This window comes from Salinisphaera sp. C84B14, from assembly GCF_040361435.1.
In the GTDB taxonomy this organism is placed as follows: domain Bacteria; phylum Pseudomonadota; class Gammaproteobacteria; order Nevskiales; family Salinisphaeraceae; genus Salinisphaera.
In genome coordinates this window covers 47,721-65,257 of record NZ_APNL01000001.1, presented here as the reverse complement: position 1 = coordinate 65,257, position 17,537 = coordinate 47,721, and the positions used below count along the sequence as shown (strand labels likewise).

Genomic DNA, 17,537 nt, shown 5'->3' with positions numbered 1-17,537 from the left:
AGTCGAAGACCGTATGCAGCACTCTCTGAAAATCGCGGCCTCCGGTCTTTGCGTTGCCGTGTGCAGCCTGCTTGTCGCAGGCTGCGCCGGCACCGGCGTAGGCGAACCCGTGAACTATGAACGCCTGCCGGGTTCGGGCGACAAGATGGCCGACGGCCCGGGGCTGATGAGCCCGGCACGTGGCGATGATTACGACGACGGTGTTCGCGTCTACTCGGACGATGCCTCCAAGCCGGCGTTGATCAACCGCGATTCGCGCAGCCGACAGACCGCCCGGCCCGATGAGGCGGCCCCGGCTTCCAGCACGGCAACGGCGCCCTCGGCCGCCCAGCAGCAGGAATTCGCCGACTACGAGGAATACCAGCGCTTCCGGAACATGCCCAAGGATTCGCCGGAATACCAGCGCTTCAAGGACTGGCAGGAATGGAAGCAGTACCAGCAGTGGAAGGACAGCCAGCAGCGCTAGTCCGCGCTCACCTGTCGTAGTAGAGAACGGGTCGATCGATTCCGCGGGCATTCTCGATGTCGCGGGTCGATCGACCTTTTTTATCGGGCCCGCACCGGGCGCGGCCGTTCCGTACAGCCCCGAATCCGCTAAAAGCGCGGCGCCATCACGAAACCGAAGCGGGTTGCCGCGCCGCACGCATGTGGTGGAACAGGCCGACCGCCATGAGCAGGCCGATTCCGGCGATATCGGTCCAGGAGCCCGGTTTGAGCATGAGCAAGGCGCCGGCAAGCATGATCAGTCGCTCGTACCAGGTCATGCGAATCCGGAAATAGCCCTGGGTCGCGGCAACGAAGCCGAGCATGCCCACCAGGGCCGTGGCGATCACCCACGCCGCGTAGTACCAGTTGCTCACGTTGTAGAGCAGCAACTCCGGATTGAAGAAGAACATGAAGGGCAGAATCGCCGTTCGCAGGTCGTAGATGAAGCCCTGTACGCCGGTGGCGATCGGGTCGGCCCGCGAAATGGCGGCGGCCGCATAGGCAGCCAGACCCACCGGCGGTGTGTCGTCGGCAAGAATGCCGAAATAGAACACGAACAGATGCACGGCCACCAGCGGCACGTCCATGCCCGCAGCGGCCGCCAGGCTGGATATCACCGGCGCGACGAGCGCGGCCATGACGATATAGTTGGCGGTCGTCGGCAGGCCGATACCCAGAATCAGCGAGGTGATCGCCGACAGGATCAGCACGATCCAGATGTTGCCGCCCGAGAGCACGTCCAGTACCTGGGTCAGTCCATAGCCCAGGTTGGTCATGGTGACCATGCCCACAATGATGCCGGCCGCAGCGGTGGCCACGGCAATGGTGGTCATGTTGCGTGCGCCCAGTTCCAGGCCGGCCACGATCGAGCGCAGCCCCTGCCACAGCCCGCCGGCCAGCCCGGCCTCGCCTTTCAGGCCCTTGATCGTCTCCTGCACCAGAATGAGACCGGCCAGAACCACGGTCGCGTTGAGCGCGCTGCGCTCCGGGGTGAGGTTGGCCCACATGAGTTCGTAGAGCAGAAACGCCACCGGAATCAGGTAGTGCACGCCCTTGATGAAGGTCGGCCAGAAAGGCGGCAGCTCGGCGCGAGGCAGGCCTTCCAGGCCGAGCTTGAGCGCTTCCAGATGCACGACATAAAGCAGGCCGAGATAGGTCAGCACCGCTGGCACCAGCGCATAGATGATGAGCTGTGAATACGGCACGTCGATAAAGGTGGCCATGATGAAGGCCGCCGCGCCCATGATCGGCGGCATCAGCTGGCCATTGACCGACGCCGCCACCTCGGTAGCCCCGGCCTTGACCGCCGGATACCCCACCCGTTTCATCAGCGGGATGGTGAAGGTGCCGGTGGTGACCGTATTCGCGGTCGACGAGCCCGAGATCACGCCGGTGAGCAGGCTGGCCACCACCGAGGCCTTGGCCGGGCCGCCGCGAAACGTGCCCAGGCCGCTATAGGCCAGGTCCACGAAATACTGCCCTGCCCCGGCCTTGTCCAGCAGCGCGCCGAACAGCACGAACAGGAACACGAACGTCGCCGATACCTGGATCGGCGTGCCCCAGATCCCTTCGGTGGTGATATAGAGCTGCTGGATAATTTCCGACCACTGATAGCCGTTGTGCAGATAGATCACGTCGGGCGGGGTGAGCGGGATGAGTCCCGCCGGGCCGGTCACCCCGTAGAGCACCACAATCGCCGCGATCACCGGCAGGGCAAAGCCCAGCAGCCGCACCGAGGCAATCACCAGAAACGCCATCAGCGCGGTGCCGACCCAGACATCGCGCGGCTCGGGCAGCCCGCCCTGAATCATCACGATGTTGTAGTAGTTGAACAGGATGTAGAGCGCGCTGGCCACGCTGGCGGCGGCCAACAGCCAGTCGTACCAGGGAATGCGATCGACCACGCCGCCCTTGCGTGGATAGGCCAGAAACGCCAGCGCAAAGCCGAAGGCCAGATGAATCGAGCCGATCTTCTGCGGATTGAGCGTGCCGAAATAGCTGGCATAGAGCTGAAACAGGCTCCACGCCACGGCAATGACCACCAGCAGCCAGCGCTGCCAGTTGGCTGTGGGCTCGCGGCCGCCGTACTCGCTCGCCTTGACGATACCCTCGGCTTCTCGTGCCACGTGTTCGCTCATCGATCTATCCCGCCATAAAACAACGTGCCGGCGTCGGCCGGCCAAACGAACGAACCCCAGCCGCAGGGGCCGGGGTCCGATGGTTGCGCTGCGCTAACTGCCCTGGATCAGGACGCCGGCATCAGGCTTTCCTTCACGTCGATATTCTGTTCGGTGAAGAACTTCACCGCGCCCTTATGCAGCGGAATGGACATGCCTTCGAGGGCCGTGTCGAGCGTGAAGTATTTCTTGAGGTTCGGATTCGCGATGTCGTTGTAGAAGGCGTCCTTCTTGTCGTGAAACACGGTGTTCATGAACTGATAAATCGCGCCTTCCGATACGTTGGACGAGGTCACGAGCATGGCCTTGAGCGTGACCGCCGTCGCGGCACCCATGTTCGGGTACGTGTCGTCGGGGATGTCGATACGGGTATAGAACGGATACTTGGCGTTCAATTCCTCGATTTTCTCCGGCGCGATCGACACCAGTTCGATCGGCGCAGTCTGCGCGGCTTCCGTAATCGCCGACGCGCCGAGGCCCACGGTATAGAACATGGCATCGATCTGGCCATCGCGCAGCAGCCCAACGGCGCTGCCAGCACTGCCGCGCACCGGCGCCTTGAGGTCGTCGATGCTCATATCGAAGGCGCCGAACAGGTTCTTGACGTCCTGTTCGGTCCCGGAACCGATATCGCCCACGTAGACGCGCTTGCCTTTCATGTCGGCCAGCGTCTTGATGTTCGCATCCTTGCGTGCCAGGACCTGGATCGTCTCCGGGTAGAGGACGGCCACGCCGCGCAGATTCTCGACCGGCTTGCCGTCGAATGCCTCGACGCCTTTGCCGTTATAGGCGTAATAGGCCACGTTATTCTGGCTGATGCCCATCTGCAGCTGGCCGGCGCCGACGGCGCGGTCGTTGAACACGGAGCCGCCGGTCGAGCGTGCGTTGGCCCGGATATCGATGCCCGCTTCGTTGACGATCTTGGCCATGCCGACCGCAGTCGGGTAGTACAGGCCCGTGGTGGAACCCGAGCCGATGGTGATGAAGGTCCGCGCACTGGCGGCCTGGGCAACGCCCAGCACCAGCGTGGCAACGGCAAGTGTCTTGAGAATTCGCGTGAACATAGCGATGAAAGCCCCCTGAAAAATGATTTGGCCCAGGCCGTATGCGAAAGCGCGGCCGGTCAATCGAGTCTAGCCAAGGGCGGGATAAACGCAAGGACCACGCCAGATACGTGCCGTGCTCTGTGCCGCGGCCATCTCAGCCCCTCGCCGCCGCCAGATCCGGCATTTCCAGGGCCTGGGCGGCCAGGCGCTCGCGAAGGAAGTCCACGCACAGCTGCACCTTGGGTGCGACGAATCGACGATGCGGGTACATGGCATGGATATGGGCACAGGCCAAGGGATGCGCATCGAGTACCGTTTCCAGGCGCCCGGCGGCCAGATCCGCCTGGACATCCCATATCGACTTGCGCACCAGGCCGGCACCGTCCAGAGCCCATAAATGCGCGATTTCCCCGTCGTTGCTGGCAAACGCCCCCGCCACGCGCACGTTCGTACCATCGGCAAACTGCCACACATCCGGGCCCGCATCGCTCATGAGCAGGCAGTCGTGATGCACCAGTTCGGCCGGCGAGGCCGGTCGCCCGCGCCGGTCGAGATAGGCCGGCGACGCACAGATCACGCGCCGGTTGGGTGCGAGCTCGCGGGCGATCAGGCTGGAATCGGCCAGCGCGCCAAATCGCACCGCCAGGTCGAAGCCGCCCTCCACGATATTGATGACCGCATCGCTGGCGTGCAGCCGGATACTCAGCCCCGGATGCAGGCGTTGAAATTCGTGCAACAGCGGCGAAAGCCGACGCGCAAACGCCACGGTCGAGGTCACCCGCAGTTCGCCACTGGCCGCACGTGCCCCCACCGCGGCCTGGGTTTCGGCATCCTCGATATCGGCCAGGATGCGCATGCACCTCGCCTGAAACGACGCCCCCTCGTCGGTCAGCGCCAGGCTGCGGGTGGTCCGGTTGATCAAGCGCACGCCCAGACGCTGCTCGAGCGCGGCCAGACGTCGACTGACCACCGCGGGCGACAGCCCCAGTTCCCGTCCTGCCGCCGATAGACTGCCCGACTCCACCACCCGCACGAAAACCCGCATCTGAATGAGTTCGTCGGCCATGCCGGTAGCGCCTCGCCCGAAAACCGCGGATTATTGCATGATTGGCAACAAAGCATTCCACCCGGCGCCGCTTGGCTCTATCTTCGGCAAAACCCAGTATTCGGCTGAGCCCGTCAATACAGCAACGCAGCCACCGTGCCCGCGCTGCTGTCATGCCAAGCCCGACCGGCAGGAGGCTGTCGCGCCGGCCCCGGACAACGGGAACCCATCACCACACCTCGAGAGAATTGCCATGCAGATCGACCTAAGCCAAAAAACCGCCCTGGTCACCGGATCCACACACGGTATCGGCTTCGCAATCGCCACCGGCCTGGCCCGTGCCGGCGCCACGGTGATCATCAACGGCCGCAAACCCGACCGCGTCGATGCCGCCCTGGCCGAGCTTCGCGCCGAAGTGCCCAACGTCGATGCCCGCGGCGTTGCCGCCGATCTGGGCACGGCCGAAGGCTGCAGTACGCTGGTCGACGCCGAGCCGCGCGTCGATATCCTGGTCAACAACCTCGGTATCTTCGGACCCAAGGATTTCTACGACATCCCCGATGAGGAGTGGCAGCAATTCTTCGACGTGAACATCATGTCGGGGGTGCGGCTGTCGCGTGCCTATACTCCCGCCATGGTCGAGGCCGGCTGGGGCCGAGTGGTGTTCCTGTCGTCCGAGTCCGGGCTGAATATCCCAGCCGAGATGTTGCATTACGGCATGACCAAAACCGCCAATCTGTCGGTTTCGCGCGGGCTGGCAAAGCGCCTGGCCGGGACCGGCGTAACCGTCAACGCCGTACTTCCGGGCCCCACGCTGTCTGAAGGCGTACAGGACATGCTCGCCGATCAGCAGGCCAAGAGCGGTCAGTCAATGGAACAGGTCGCAGCCGAGTTCGTCCAGAAGGCCCGTCCGAGTTCCATCATCCAGCGCGCCGCCACGGTCGAAGAAGTCGCGAACATGGTGGTCTATGCGGTTTCGGAACAGGCGTCGGCCACCACGGGCGCCGCCCTGCGCGTGGACGGCGGCGTGGTCGACAGCATCGCCTGAGCCATGCCAAGGGCCGGCGGTGCCAAACCGTCGGCCTTTGGGTCCGGAGAAAAACCGCGAAATACGCTCGAAGCTGTGTATCCCCGGCGAGCGGCACGCATCTCGTTCCAGCCAGGTCTACCCGAGAAAATAACCGGCCGGGTCGTTGCCTATGAGCCGGGTACAGGCGCGACCATGAGCGGCGACGTACCCTTGGTGGGGCGTCATCCAGCGCAGGTCGTTCGCGTAGTTAGCGTACTTCAAAAAAATGGCGTTCGGCCGATAAGTCAGCAGACCAGCGCCGGCGCGGGGGATTCCGCGCCCCACTCCAGGACTCTGCATGGCTTTTCTTTCCGGCACCCACGATCCGCTACTTGTTTCCGTATCGATCGGTATAGCCGTGATCGCAGGCTATACGGCGCTGGATTTGACCGGCCGGATCCGCGCCGCCCAAGGCGCCACCGCCTGGGGCTGGCTGCTGGCCGGCGCGCTGAGTATGGGCAGCGGCATCTGGGCCATGCACTTCGTCGGCATGCTGGCATTCGATCTGCCGATCGAGATGGGTTATCGCATCGATCTGACCGCTGCTTCGTGGCTGCTCGCTGTGCTGGGTTCCGTTCTGGGGCTTCGTCTGGCTACGGCCCCCACGCTGCACAGGCGCCATCACCTGGGCGGCACCGTGTTCATCAGTACCGCCATCGTGGGCATGCACTACACCGGCATGGCGGCGATGGATATGCAGCCGGCGATCTCATACGACCCGCTCTGGGTCTGTGCGTCCATCGGCGTTGCTCTGGCGGCGTCTTATGGCGCTCTGCGTATCGCATTCAGTCATCACCAGGCCGGCTTCATGAACAGGGCACTCGCTGCCCTGGCGCTGGGCGGCGCAATCGTGGGCATGCACTACACGGCCATGCAGGCCGCCCAGTTTCCGATCGGCAGCGTGTGCGGTGCCGTCACCGCGATCAGCACGCCCTGGCTGGCGTTTCTGATAACCAATACCGCGTTGCTGTTGCTGGCATGTGCGCTGATTGCAGGCGCGCTGGATCGGCGCCTGCAAAATCGCACAGCGCAGCATATGGCTGCCCTTGAGCAGGTCAGCGATCAGCTTCGCCATGCCAACCGGCACGATTCGCTGACCAACCTCGGCAACCGTGTACTGCTACGCGAGCGCTTGAACCTGGCCATAGAGCACGCCGCGCGCACCGGCAGCGGCTTCGCCTTGATCGCGCTCGATGTGGACAATTTCAAGCAGCTCAACGACAACCTCGGACATGACCACGGCGACGACATCCTGCGCCGGGTTGGCGCTGCTCTGTATCAGAGCGTTCGCCCACAGGACACGGCGGTACGCATGGGCAGTGACGAATTTTCGCTGCTCGTTTTGTCGAACCAGGGCGATGAAGCACTGGAACAGGTATCCGAACGACTGCTTGCGGCCGTGCGTTCGGTCGGCGCCGGACGTACGCGTTTGAGCGCCAGCCTCGGCGTGGCCTGCTATCCGGCCGATGGCAGGACCGCCCCGGCCCTGATGAAGTCGGCGGACATTGCATTGCACAACGCCAAGCAGGCGGGCCGGGATCGCTATGCTTTCTTTACGCTCGAACAAACCGCCGGGCTGGAACGTGACTTTGTCATCCGCAACGAACTCAGTGCCGCAATCGCCAGCGGAGAAATTCGACCCTACTATCAGCCGAAATATGATGTCGCCACGCGTCAGCTGGTCGGCTGCGAAGCACTGGCGCGCTGGCATCATCCGGTACGCGGTAAATTATCCCCGGGCGAGTTCATCATGGTCGCCGAGCGCTCGAATCAGATCAACGATCTGCAGATGAGCATGCTCCGGCAGATATGTCGCGATGTGCGGGCATGGCGCCAAGCCGGCCGCGTTGTACCACCGATCGCTTTCAATCTGTCGGCCATGTGCCTGCGCAATACGCATCTGCCGGACGTGCTGCTGGGCACGCTTGACGAATTCGGCCTGTCGAACGACGACCTCATCTGCGAAATTACGGAAACGGCGGCCATAGCCGAACTGGCGTCCACGCTTAAAACGCTGCGGGGACTGCGTGCATGCGGCATTCGGATCGCGCTCGATGATTTCGGCACCGGGTTGTCGAGCATGTCCTACCTGCGCGATCTGCCGATCGACCAGCTCAAGATCGATCGCAGCTTCATCAGCCAGCTCACATCCCCCAGCGAGCACGGACGGATGATCGTCGACGCCGTGATCAACCTTGCCCATGCCATGAACCTTGACGTGGTGGCCGAAGGCGTGGAGCAGGAAAGCCAGCTGGTGCAGCTCCAGCAAATGCACTGCGATCAGGTACAGGGCTATCTGTTCAGCCCTGCGCTGGCAGCGGATGAGTTTGTCCGGCTGACGCAACGCGCCCCGCAGGGCAAGGTCGTACCAATTAAAGACAATGCAAACGCGGGTCTAGACGCGCGCCCCCTTGAGCCACGCTACCAGTCCCGCGTACCGGGCTCACCCTTGAATGGCCCGACAACGTCTGGGGTAACCCAGCCGCCATAGAAGCCCCCTGGCTGCGGGAAGGCCCGTACACCGTCGATGCGGCAGTCGAGCCGATCGCAGTAGAACGCAATACAGCCGGCAATGGCGGCAAAGCGATCGCCCGCGTCGGGATAGCTCCAGGCCGCGCGCGCGACCCGGCGTTTACCGTCGGTGACGTCCCAGTAACGTGCGATGCCCTTCCATTCGCAGAAACTCTGGGCATCGACGGCGATCAGCGCATCGAAATCCACGGCCTCGGGCGGCAGGTAATAAGTCGGCGCGCCGGCGGTTTCGAGTATGCGAAACGCCGCCCGGGTGCTGGCAACGACACGCGAGCCCAGGCGCACGTCGATACGCCTGTCGCAGGCCACGAGCACCGGCGGGCGCGGATAGTCCCATACCGATTCCTGGCCCGGCCCGGGTTCGATGGCGAACGGCGGACGCTCACTTCCGCGATAGTGCCACCCGAAGCCGTCGTCGTCGTTGGTAGCGGTCACAAGAGAATCGAGCTCGCAAGAAACAGCATCAAACCCATGCCGAGGATATCGGTGAACGTGGTCAGAAAGATACTGCTGGCCATGGCCGGATCGGCCCCCACGCGCTTGAGCGTGAGCGGCACGACCACCCCGAATATGCCGCTGCCGGTACAGGCGCCGACCATGGCGACCAGGATTACGAGGCCCAGCATGATCGCGTTCGGCTCGCCCGAGTAAGACGCATACAGCCACATCGCGACGCCGGCGACGATCCCCACCACCACACCATTGAGCGCACCCAGCAATATCTCCTTGCGCAACAGCTTGCGTACGGGATATTCATCGAGCTGGCCGAGCGTGAGGCCGCGCAGGGTAATAGCCAGTGCCTGGCAGCCGGTATTGCCACTCTGGCCTGCCAGCACCGGCAAGAATGCCGCAAGCGCGACGATCTGGGTGATGGTGTCCTCGAACAGGCTGACGACGAAAGCGGCCGCGAACGCGGTCAGCAGATTCACCTGCAGCCAGGGATGACGCATGCGAAACGCCGCGAGGATGGAGGTATTGACCTGTTCTTCGCGCGAGACACCGACCTGGGCGCCCGCCTGTGCGGTGACTTCCACTACCACGCGCTGGAACAGCTGCCAGCCCCGTACACAGCCCAGCAGACGGCCCTGGTCATCCACCACCGGATAAACCGGATAGTGGCGCGCCAGTGCAGCACGCACGGCCGCATCCACGCCGGTGCCGCTTTTGAACGCGAACGGCTCTTTCACCATGATCTCGGATAACGGCTGGCCGGGCTTGGCGAGCACGATATCGCGCATGCCCACGACCCCGACCAGTTTCTCGTCGTCGACGACGAAGATATACGTGATCTGTGCGACCGCCTGGCTTTGGACCAAAAACGCCACCGCCTCGGCCGCGGTCTTGCTGGAATCGAGCACGGCCGGCGCGGCGGCCAGCAACTCGTCGATGGTTGCATCGATTTCGGCCGCGGCCGCCTCGGTCGCCTGTTCGCTGGCCTCGTCACCCGCCAGGGCGGAGGCTACGCCGGGCAGCTGCGCGGCCACGGCCATCGCCTCGTCGTGCGGCATCTGCCCAAGCAGCGTTTCGATCTGCTCGGGCGGTAACCGACCGAGCGTTTGTGCGGCCTGCGCCGGGCTCTGGCCGTCGATCGTTTCACGAGCAGGTTCTGGAGACTGGGATTCGGCCATGCAAACCTCGGTACAGCAGGCGCTGCGGTTATCAACGATCGCTTATTATTAAGGCGCGTACTCGTTGCGATACAAGTGCTTTGCGACAGGCGGCGCGCGCCTGGTGCCGAGGCCGCGATGTTTCCCTTATGCGACCGGCCTCGGGCACTATGCATCGTGTTTAAAACCACGAGCGCGCCATGCACTTACCGGACTACGACGACGTTTGCCGCGCACACGAGCGCATCGCCCCCTGGATTCATCGCACACCGATACTCACCAGTGCGACCTTCGATGCGATGACCGGCGCGACGCTGTTCTTCAAGTGCGAGAACTTCCAGAAAGCCGGCGCATTCAAATCGCGTGGCGCGGTCAACGCCGTGTTCGGCCTGGATGAAGCCGATGCCCGTCGCGGCGTGGCCACCCACTCGAGCGGCAATCACGGCATGGCCCTGGCACGCGCGGCCGCCTGCCGTGGCATCGACTGCACCGTAGTCATGCCCGAAACCGCGCCCCGGGCCAAGGTTGCGGCGGTGCGCGGCTATGGCGGCTCGGTGGTGTTCTGTGCGCCGCGCAATACCGCCCGCCAGCAGACCCTGGACGAGATCGTCGCCGAAAGCGGCGCCAACGTGGTCCCGCCCTACGACGACGCCCGGGTCATCGCCGGCCAGGGGACCTGTGCGAAAGAGCTGCTCGAAGACGTCGAAGGTCTGGATATGGTGATCGCGCCGATCGGCGGCGGCGGTCTGGTCGCGGGCACCGCGCTGAGCTGTCGCGCCCTGTCGCCGACGACACGCCTGCTCGCCGCCGAGCCGGCGAACGCAGACGATGCCTATCGCTCACTCGCGGCCGGCGAGCGGCTGGTCGAAGATGCGCCCGATACCATCGCTGACGGGCTGAAAGCCTCGCTTGGCGAACTGAACTGGGACATCGTGCGGCGCCACGTCGACGCTATCCTGCTGGCGCAAGAGGCGGCGATCGTCGAGGCGATGCACCTGATCTGGCAGCGCATGAAAATCATCATCGAACCATCCTGCGCCCTGCCCCTGGCGACGATCCTGCATCATCCGAAACGTTTCGCCGGTCAACGCGCGGGCGTGATCCTGACCGGCGGCAACGTGGATCTGGACCGCCTGCCCTGGTCCTAGACCATACCCGGACTGCGCTTACGTACCTATGGCCGTGCTGGCTGCTGCGCGTAGGGCATCAGGGGCGGCTCCGAGGCGGTGAGATTCGGGCCGATCTCGGGCTCGCGTAGCGTGCTCGCCACGACGTCGAGCAGTCCTACCGCACTGCCCGGCATGACGATTTGCGCGATATCGACGGGCAGCAGGCCGCACAGCGCCGAAGCGCCGCCGGCGCGCTCGACGTTGGCGGGGCCGTCGTTGCTGATTGCATCCAGTGCAAGCGCGAAAGCGAGACTGTCGGCCGTACCGATGACGAAATGCTCCGACACATGGCCCGGGCATATGTCCTGCAGAAGAATATTGGCTACCTTCGGATTACCTTGCTCGTACTCAAGCGCGGCGGTGGGCTCGGGGACTACTACCGGGCGTACGAGCTCATCGTAGAGCGTGTACAGCGCGGTATAGTCGATCTCGCCGGGTGTTTCATCGCCGGCGTTGAGCGCGGCCACGAAGTTCGAGCTCCGCGCGAACTGATAGGTCACCGCGGGCGCGAAACCGACCGGGAAGCGATCGATCCCCAGAAACGTCGTCAAGCTGTCGGCCACTGCGGCCGGCAGGGCCACATCGGTCCCATGATTGACCCCGGCGAGCATGACGAAATCCGCCACCGCCGCGCGCGCCGACGGCCAGTACTTGATCGCCCAGCGCGGCATCACCCCGCCCTGGCTATGGCCGATCATCGCGATCTTGCGACCGGTCTGGGCGTGTATCGTGCGCAGGGCGTGAACCACGTATTCGGCCGAGACCTGCATATCGCCCAGCCCGCGGTCAGGATAGGTGACGATACACACATCAAACCCAAGGGCGACGAGCTGCGGCGTGTAGAACGTCGTGAACTGCTCGGTGCCAGTGACCGTGGTGCCGTGTACCAACAAGACCGGCGGTTTATCCGGGTGCTCGAATGCCGTGCAGTTCAACGAGCGGTCGAGTTCGGCCGGTTCAGTCTGCAGCGCCGGGCCCACAAATGCCTCGTCGACGCCCTCTACTCCGTCAGCCGAATCGCCACGACCCGGCGTCGAGCCCTGGTTATCGGCTGGCGTAGCGCCTGTCTGGTTAGCGCTCGTCAGCTCGATGTTGGCGTCATCGTCGTTGCACCCGGCCAGAACAGTCATGCCGGCTACCAGCAAACCAATGAACATAGCCTTTGTACGCATGGAATCTCCGATTGCGCTCGTACGCAGTTTCATAGAGCGCAATCATATCGCGTGCCAAGCCGTCATGATCGCTATCCAACGCGGCAAGCCGCCAGCTCGGCGCTAGTCGTTCAACTCGCCGGCCTGCGAGCGCAGTTCGTACTTCTGCACCTTGCCCGTCGAGGTGGTCGGCAGCGGCCCGAAAACCACGGTCTTGGGGCATTTGAACTTCGCCATATGCTCGCGGCAGTAGGCGATGATGTCTTCTTCGCTGGCGTTTTGACCATCGCGCAGCTGGATGAAGGCACAGGGCGTCTCGCCCCATTTCTCGTCGGGTCTGGCGACCACCGCAGATGAGGCGACCGCGGGATGGCGCGAGAGCACGCTTTCGATCTCCAGCGAGGAAATGTTCTCGCCGCCGGAGATGATGACGTCCTTGGCGCGGTCGGCGATCTTGATATAGCCGTCCGGTTCGATATAGCCGAGATCGCCGGTGTGGTACCAGCCGCCGGCAAAGGCCTCTTCGGTGGCAGACGGGTTCTTGAGATAGCCTTTCATGACGATATTGCCGGCGAATACCAGCTCGCCCATCGTCTTGCCGTCGTGGGGCACGATCTCGCCGCTGTCCTGATCGATGACGGTCAGCGCGGCCTGCGTCGGATAGCGCACGCCCTGACGGCCGTTCAGGCGCACACGCTCGTCCAGGCTGACCTCGTCCCAGGATTCATGCTTGGCACAGAGCGCGGCCGGACCATAGGTTTCGGTCAGGCCATACACATGGGTCAACTTGAAGCCGATACGCTCCATGCCCTCGATCATCGCGGCCGGCGGTGCCGCCCCGGCCACCAGGCCGTAAACGGTCTGGTCGATGCCGGCAAGCTTTTGCGCATCGGCGTTGACCAGCATGGAATGCACGATCGGCGCGCCGCAGTAGTGGGTGACGCGGTGTTCGGTCATGGCCTCGATGATCGGGTCGGCCGCAACCTGGCGCAGGCAGACGTTGGTGCCGGCCTTGGCGGCCAGCGTCCAGGCGAAACACCAGCCGTTGCAATGAAACATCGGCAAGGTCCATAGATACACCGCATGGGTGGGCATATCCCAGGCCATGGCGTTGGTCATGGCGTTCAGATAAGCACCGCGGTGGTGATAGACCACGCCCTTGGGGTTGCCCGTAGTACCCGATGTGAAGTTTAGCGAGATCGCGTTCCACTCGTCGTCGGGCAGACGCCATTGAAAATCGGCGTCGCCTTCGGCGACGAAAGCCTCGTACTCGACCTCGCCGATGGGCGCTTCGTCACCGGAATAGACCGGATCGTCGATATCCACCACCGTGGGCGGATTGTCCAGACGGGCTACGGCATCGGCCATGACCGGCGCGAACGCGCGGTCGACGAACACGATCTTCGCTTCGCCGAACTCGAGCATGAAGGCGAGCGTGGCCGCATCCAGACGTACGTTGAGTGCGTTGAGCACGGCGCCAATCATCGCCGGGGCGAAGTGCATTTCGTAGGTGGCCGGGATGTTCGGCGCCATGATCGCGACGGTATCGCCGCGGCCAATGCCGCGCTTGTCGAGCGCGCTCGCGAGTCGGCGGCAGCGCGCGTACGTCTGGCCCCAGCTCTGGCGCAGTTCGCCGTGAATCAGCGCGGTACGCTCGGGATAGACCTCGCCCGACCAGGCCAGGAAACTGATCGGCGACATCGCCGCATGGTTGGCCGCATTCTGCGGCAGGCTCTCGAACGGGTTGGACTCGCTCATTGAAACGCTCGTACGGACATGATCTGCCCATGCTGCCATAACCGCACGCTGCGCCACGCCATGGGCCGCTCGGTTGCAGGGGCGCTGCCAACGCGTGCGCGAGCGCGTCGGGGCGTCAGTCCGCCAGCGTCACCTGATAGTCCTCGCCGCTGACCAGCGGGAAATCGGCCTCGTTGGCCTCCGACACCTTGACCGTATAGCGCCCGCCGGTTTCGCCGCGTGCGCCGGCATGTGCCCGTGCGGCGGCCTCGGCCGCGGCCTCGAAGGTATCGGCATCGATCAGATGTTCGTCGCTACCGATTTCACAGATAAAACGCATGATGGATCAGCCAGTCGTCGGAATGTAGGCCCTAGCGCAGCTGGCTGTCCTTGCTGCCGCGCCGATTGAAGGCGGCGTTCTGGCGGTGATCCTGGTCGACCTCCTCCTGGCAGGCCACGCACAGCTGCACGCCGGGAATCGCTTCGCGCCGGCGCTGCGGAATTTCTTCACCGCATTCGGCACAGTACTCCAGGCTCTCGCCGGCGCGGCCCAGCCGCGAGCGTGCGAGTTCGACGCCTTCGGCCACGGTGCTGTCGATCTGTTCCTGTACGGCGCCTTCGCGCGCCCAACCGGTTGCCATGTCGTGCTCCTCGACTGTGCGAGAGATTCAGCATTACCCATGCGCGCCGCCCTTTCAACAGGCCGACCACCAACCCGGCTTCGATCACCGGCCCGCCGGCGGCTCCAGAATCAGCCGTCCGTCGCGCTGACTGATATCCACATGCCGCAGAAACGTCATGCCCAGCAGGACGAAATCCGTAGCCATCGCCGGGTTGATCGATGCCCGCACGTCGTACTGGGTGAACCCACCGACACGAACCGAGCCCAGGCGCGTGGCATGGGCCCGCACGCGCCCAGCAGCCGTTTCCACGATCATGGGGGCACCACGCGACAAGCCAAGCCGCTCGGCCATATCGGCCGGCACCGCCACATGGCTGGCCCCGGTATCGATCAGAAACCGCACCGCTTGGCCATTGATTTCGCCGGGAACCATGTAGTGCCCGCCCGGGCCGGCGTCGAGCACCAGCCGCTCGGGCGCCTCGGCGCCGACCGCAACATCCCGATTCGGGTGGGCGCGCCTATCCAGCAGCTGATCGAACCCCCACCAGAGCAGGCCCAGCAGCACGAACGTGCCCACGACCGGATACAGCGGGCGTAGTGACTGCGACATCGGTATCGGCTCCAGAGTGATCGGCCAGGCGCCATGCGCGCTTCGCGCCGGTGCAGAACAGGCCTCAGGATAACGAACCGCATCGGGCGCGCCAGGCGCGCCGGCTGCGGCGGCGCGATCCCCCCTTTCAAACGCGCCACAGGCGTGGTCAAAAATTGTTCAATCCATCGTCAGGCCTTGGCGGCCGGGCGATCGAAGCACTCGCACACGGCTTATCCACAGCTTCGTCCAGCGTCGGTGTGCAAAAGTCGCGGCCGCGATGTCCGGTAGACTGGCACACCAAGCTATCCCGCCCCACCGTCGCGCCCACATGCCGCCCCCGCCCGGGCCGGCAGCCATGCGCCGCTTTTATTTTCCAACCAAACGAGGATGCGGCCAATGAATTTTCAGTGGCTGACCAGCAGCGCAACCACGCTGACCATGGTGCTGATTTCCGGTATCGGCATTTATATCGCGTTGCTCGTGCTGACCCGGCTTGCCGGGCTGCGCAGCTTTTCAAAGATGTCGAGTTTCGATTTCGCGACCACGGTTGCCTTCGGTTCGATCATCGCTTCGACGCTGCTATCGAAAAATCCGGATCTGCTGAGCGCGGCCTTTGGCCTGGCCGTGCTGTATGGCCTGCAATATGCGGTCTCGCGCGCACGCCATGCGAGCGCCGCCATTCAGAACCTGGTCGACAACGAGCCGTTGCTTCTGATGGCCGGCGACGAGGTGCTCTACGACAACCTGCGCATCGCACGGGTCACCGAAGACGATCTGCGCTCGAAGCTACGGCTGGCGGGCGTGACCGACCGCGAACAGGTGCTTGCCGTGGTGTTCGAAACCACGGGCGATTGTTCCGTACTCGCCCACGGCGACCGGCTCGATCCCTGGCTGTTTGACCGCGTGCGCGACGCTGACCGCCTGCACTGCCTGGCCCGACCCGACGATTGATACCTGCCGAGCCCTTGAAACCGGCTCGGGGCGAAACGATGTACCGACATTGCCCGCCCGCGGATGAGTTCCCATGCCCCAGAAGTTAGGCGCCCTGCCCGTCGTCCTTGCCTTGGCCACAGGCTCTTTCGCGATCGGTACCACCGAGTTCGCCACCATGAGCCTGCTGCCGTTCATTCAGGCTGAGCTGGATATCGATCCGTCCACCGCGAGCCACCTGATCAGTGCCTATGCGCTGGGCGTGGTCTTCGGCGCCCCGATCATCACCGTGCTGGCGGCGAAGATGGCCCGCAAACCGCTGCTGCTCATACTGATGTCGCTGTTCGCGCTGGGCAACGCGTTGAGCGCGGTCGCACCCGGCTACGGCTCGTTGATGCTGTGTCGTTTTCTGGCCGGCATCCCACATGGCGCCTATTTCGGCGTGGCATCGCTGGTGGCCGCAGCGGTAGTGGACCCGGCCCGGCGTACCCAGGCCGTGGGCTATGTCATGCTCGGGCTGACCATCGCCACCGTCATCGGCGTGCCGCTGGCCACCTGGCTGGGAAACGCCGCGGGCTGGCGCAGCGGTTACTGGGTGATTGCAGCCATCGCGGTCACGGCCGTCGCGCTGATCGCGATCTATGCGCCGCGCGACCAGGCCGCAGCGGATGCCAGCGCCATGCGCGAGCTGGGCGCGCTCGCCCGAGTATCGGTGTGGCTGACGCTGGCAATCGGCGCGGTGGGCTTTGGTGGCATGTTCGCGGTCTATACCTATGTCACGTCCACGCTCGATCAGGTCACCGGCATGTCCGAGCGCTTGATACCGCTGGTGCTGTGCGTATTCGGCCTGGGTATGACGTTCGGCAATGCCGTACTGCCGCGCTTTGCCGATCGCGCGCTCATGCCCACCGCGGGCGCCATTCTGCTCTGGAGCGCGATCGCACTGGCGTGTTTTCCGTTCGTGGCCGACAACCCGTGGCTGATTGCCCTCGACGTATTCTGTATCGGGATCGGCGGTGCGCTTGGCCCCGTGCTGCAGACGCGCCTGATGGATGTGGCCGGCGACGCCCAGAACCTGGCCGCGGCGCTCAACCATGTGGCCTTCAACATGGCCAATGCGCTGGGGCCCTGGGTCGCCGGACTGGCGCTTGCCGCCGGCCTGGGCCTGCGCTCGACCGGCGCGGTGGGCAGCCTGCTGGCCCTGGGCGGGCTGGCGATCTGGGCGGTCGCGATCAGCCATGCGCGCTGGACGGCGAACCGCGCCTAGCCTTCGCCGCCGGTCGCGTGGCTTCTGGTACGCGCCGGCGATGCGCGCCATAATCAAGTCATCGCCATCGGCGGGGGGGCGCGGGCGGGGGCAGGGGGGGGGGGGGA

The 17,537-nt window shown here is 64.4% G+C and carries 16 protein-coding genes; 6 read left to right on the top strand and 10 right to left on the bottom strand.

The window, feature by feature from the left end; all coding sequences use genetic code 11:
* The first annotated feature begins 13 nt into the window (after positions 1–13).
* The gene (locus tag C84B14_RS00320; RefSeq protein WP_348767101.1) at positions 14–466 is read left to right on the top strand and encodes a hypothetical protein; all 453 of its coding nucleotides are present in this window, start codon (positions 14–16) and stop codon (positions 464–466) included.
* 145 nt (positions 467–611) lie between these two features.
* Here the strand turns inward: C84B14_RS00320 and C84B14_RS00315 are convergent, their stop codons facing one another.
* From C84B14_RS00315 to C84B14_RS00305, 3 genes are all read right to left on the bottom strand, one after another.
* A complete protein-coding gene (locus C84B14_RS00315) occupies positions 612–2,624 on the bottom strand; it encodes a TRAP transporter permease (RefSeq protein ID WP_353221380.1) in 2,013 nt (670 codons plus the stop codon).
* Between the two features lie 107 nt (positions 2,625–2,731).
* Positions 2,732–3,727, bottom strand: coding sequence for a TAXI family TRAP transporter solute-binding subunit (locus tag C84B14_RS00310; protein WP_353221379.1), 996 nt, complete (start codon positions 3,725–3,727; stop codon positions 2,732–2,734).
* A 136-nt stretch (positions 3,728–3,863) separates the two neighbouring features.
* Entirely contained in the window at positions 3,864–4,775 is a 912-nt protein-coding gene (locus C84B14_RS00305; protein ID WP_353221378.1) for a LysR family transcriptional regulator, read from the bottom strand.
* Positions 4,776–5,007: 232 nt separating this feature from the next.
* Between C84B14_RS00305 and C84B14_RS00300 the strand changes: the two genes are divergently transcribed.
* Both C84B14_RS00300 and C84B14_RS00295 read left to right on the top strand, forming a co-directional pair.
* Positions 5,008–5,802, top strand: a complete 795-nt coding sequence (locus tag C84B14_RS00300) for an SDR family NAD(P)-dependent oxidoreductase (RefSeq protein ID WP_353221377.1) — start codon at positions 5,008–5,010, stop codon at positions 5,800–5,802.
* Positions 5,803–6,121: 319 nt separating this feature from the next.
* Positions 6,122–8,314, top strand: a complete 2,193-nt coding sequence (locus tag C84B14_RS00295) for a putative bifunctional diguanylate cyclase/phosphodiesterase (RefSeq protein ID WP_353221376.1) — start codon at positions 6,122–6,124, stop codon at positions 8,312–8,314.
* Here the strand turns inward: C84B14_RS00295 and C84B14_RS00290 are convergent.
* Positions 8,245–8,790 (bottom strand): DUF427 domain-containing protein, encoded by a 546-nt coding sequence (locus C84B14_RS00290; RefSeq protein ID WP_353221375.1) that lies wholly within the window; start codon positions 8,788–8,790, stop codon positions 8,245–8,247. The two genes, C84B14_RS00295 and C84B14_RS00290, sit on opposite strands and share 70 nt — an antisense overlap.
* Entirely contained in the window at positions 8,787–9,983 is a 1,197-nt protein-coding gene (locus C84B14_RS00285) for a magnesium transporter (protein WP_353221374.1), read from the bottom strand. The genes C84B14_RS00290 and C84B14_RS00285 overlap by 4 nt, the downstream gene beginning before the upstream one ends.
* 179 nt (positions 9,984–10,162) lie before the next feature.
* On the opposite strand from C84B14_RS00285, the gene bhcB reads away from it, so the two are divergent.
* Entirely contained in the window at positions 10,163–11,110 is a 948-nt protein-coding gene (gene bhcB / locus C84B14_RS00280; RefSeq protein ID WP_353221373.1) for a beta-hydroxyaspartate dehydratase BhcB, read from the top strand.
* 26 nt (positions 11,111–11,136) lie between these two features.
* Here bhcB and C84B14_RS00275 read toward each other — a convergent pair whose 3' ends face one another.
* The 5 genes from C84B14_RS00275 to C84B14_RS00255 all read right to left on the bottom strand — a co-directional run bounded on the left by C84B14_RS00275 (position 11,137) and on the right by C84B14_RS00255 (position 15,251).
* Positions 11,137–12,303, bottom strand: a complete 1,167-nt coding sequence (locus C84B14_RS00275) for an esterase/lipase family protein (RefSeq protein WP_353221372.1) — start codon at positions 12,301–12,303, stop codon at positions 11,137–11,139.
* 102 nt (positions 12,304–12,405) lie between these two features.
* Positions 12,406–14,040, bottom strand: coding sequence for an acyl-CoA synthetase (locus tag C84B14_RS00270; protein ID WP_353221371.1), 1,635 nt, complete (start codon positions 14,038–14,040; stop codon positions 12,406–12,408).
* Between the two features lie 115 nt (positions 14,041–14,155).
* A complete protein-coding gene (locus tag C84B14_RS00265) occupies positions 14,156–14,359 on the bottom strand; it encodes a hypothetical protein (RefSeq protein ID WP_348767393.1) in 204 nt (67 codons plus the stop codon).
* A 31-nt stretch (positions 14,360–14,390) separates the two neighbouring features.
* On the bottom strand, positions 14,391–14,660 hold the full coding sequence (locus C84B14_RS00260) for a DksA/TraR family C4-type zinc finger protein (protein WP_348767392.1): 270 nt from the start codon (positions 14,658–14,660) through the stop codon (positions 14,391–14,393).
* An 84-nt stretch (positions 14,661–14,744) separates the two neighbouring features.
* Positions 14,745–15,251, bottom strand: coding sequence for a retropepsin-like aspartic protease family protein (locus tag C84B14_RS00255; RefSeq protein ID WP_353221370.1), 507 nt, complete (start codon positions 15,249–15,251; stop codon positions 14,745–14,747).
* Positions 15,252–15,629: 378 nt separating this feature from the next.
* Between C84B14_RS00255 and C84B14_RS00250 the strand changes: the two genes are divergently transcribed.
* Both C84B14_RS00250 and C84B14_RS00245 read left to right on the top strand, forming a co-directional pair.
* Entirely contained in the window at positions 15,630–16,184 is a 555-nt protein-coding gene (locus tag C84B14_RS00250) for a DUF421 domain-containing protein (RefSeq protein WP_353221369.1), read from the top strand.
* A 73-nt stretch (positions 16,185–16,257) separates the two neighbouring features.
* Positions 16,258–17,430, top strand: coding sequence for an MFS transporter (locus tag C84B14_RS00245; protein ID WP_353221368.1), 1,173 nt, complete (start codon positions 16,258–16,260; stop codon positions 17,428–17,430).
* Positions 17,431–17,537: the final 107 nt, after the last annotated feature.

Bases quoted from the DNA above. Each gene is read 5' to 3' on its own strand.
- C84B14_RS00260 (WP_348767392.1), bottom strand. From the start codon at position 14,660: ATGGCAACCGGTTGGGCGCGCGAAGGCGCCGTACAGGAACAGATCGAC.
- C84B14_RS00250 (WP_353221369.1), top strand. From the start codon at position 15,630: ATGAATTTTCAGTGGCTGACCAGCAGCGCAACCACGCTGACCATGGTG.
- C84B14_RS00305 (WP_353221378.1), bottom strand. From the start codon at position 4,775: ATGGCCGACGAACTCATTCAGATGCGGGTTTTCGTGCGGGTGGTGGAG.
- C84B14_RS00295 (WP_353221376.1), top strand. From the start codon at position 6,122: ATGGCTTTTCTTTCCGGCACCCACGATCCGCTACTTGTTTCCGTATCG.
- C84B14_RS00255 (WP_353221370.1), bottom strand. From the start codon at position 15,251: ATGTCGCAGTCACTACGCCCGCTGTATCCGGTCGTGGGCACGTTCGTG.
- C84B14_RS00245 (WP_353221368.1), top strand. From the start codon at position 16,258: ATGCCCCAGAAGTTAGGCGCCCTGCCCGTCGTCCTTGCCTTGGCCACA.
- C84B14_RS00315 (WP_353221380.1), bottom strand. From the start codon at position 2,624: ATGAGCGAACACGTGGCACGAGAAGCCGAGGGTATCGTCAAGGCGAGC.
- C84B14_RS00275 (WP_353221372.1), bottom strand. From the start codon at position 12,303: ATGCGTACAAAGGCTATGTTCATTGGTTTGCTGGTAGCCGGCATGACT.
- bhcB (WP_353221373.1), top strand. From the start codon at position 10,163: ATGCACTTACCGGACTACGACGACGTTTGCCGCGCACACGAGCGCATC.
- C84B14_RS00300 (WP_353221377.1), top strand. From the start codon at position 5,008: ATGCAGATCGACCTAAGCCAAAAAACCGCCCTGGTCACCGGATCCACA.
- C84B14_RS00310 (WP_353221379.1), bottom strand. From the start codon at position 3,727: ATGTTCACGCGAATTCTCAAGACACTTGCCGTTGCCACGCTGGTGCTG.
- C84B14_RS00285 (WP_353221374.1), bottom strand. From the start codon at position 9,983: ATGGCCGAATCCCAGTCTCCAGAACCTGCTCGTGAAACGATCGACGGC.
- C84B14_RS00270 (WP_353221371.1), bottom strand. From the start codon at position 14,040: ATGAGCGAGTCCAACCCGTTCGAGAGCCTGCCGCAGAATGCGGCCAAC.
- C84B14_RS00320 (WP_348767101.1), top strand. From the start codon at position 14: ATGCAGCACTCTCTGAAAATCGCGGCCTCCGGTCTTTGCGTTGCCGTG.
- C84B14_RS00265 (WP_348767393.1), bottom strand. From the start codon at position 14,359: ATGCGTTTTATCTGTGAAATCGGTAGCGACGAACATCTGATCGATGCC.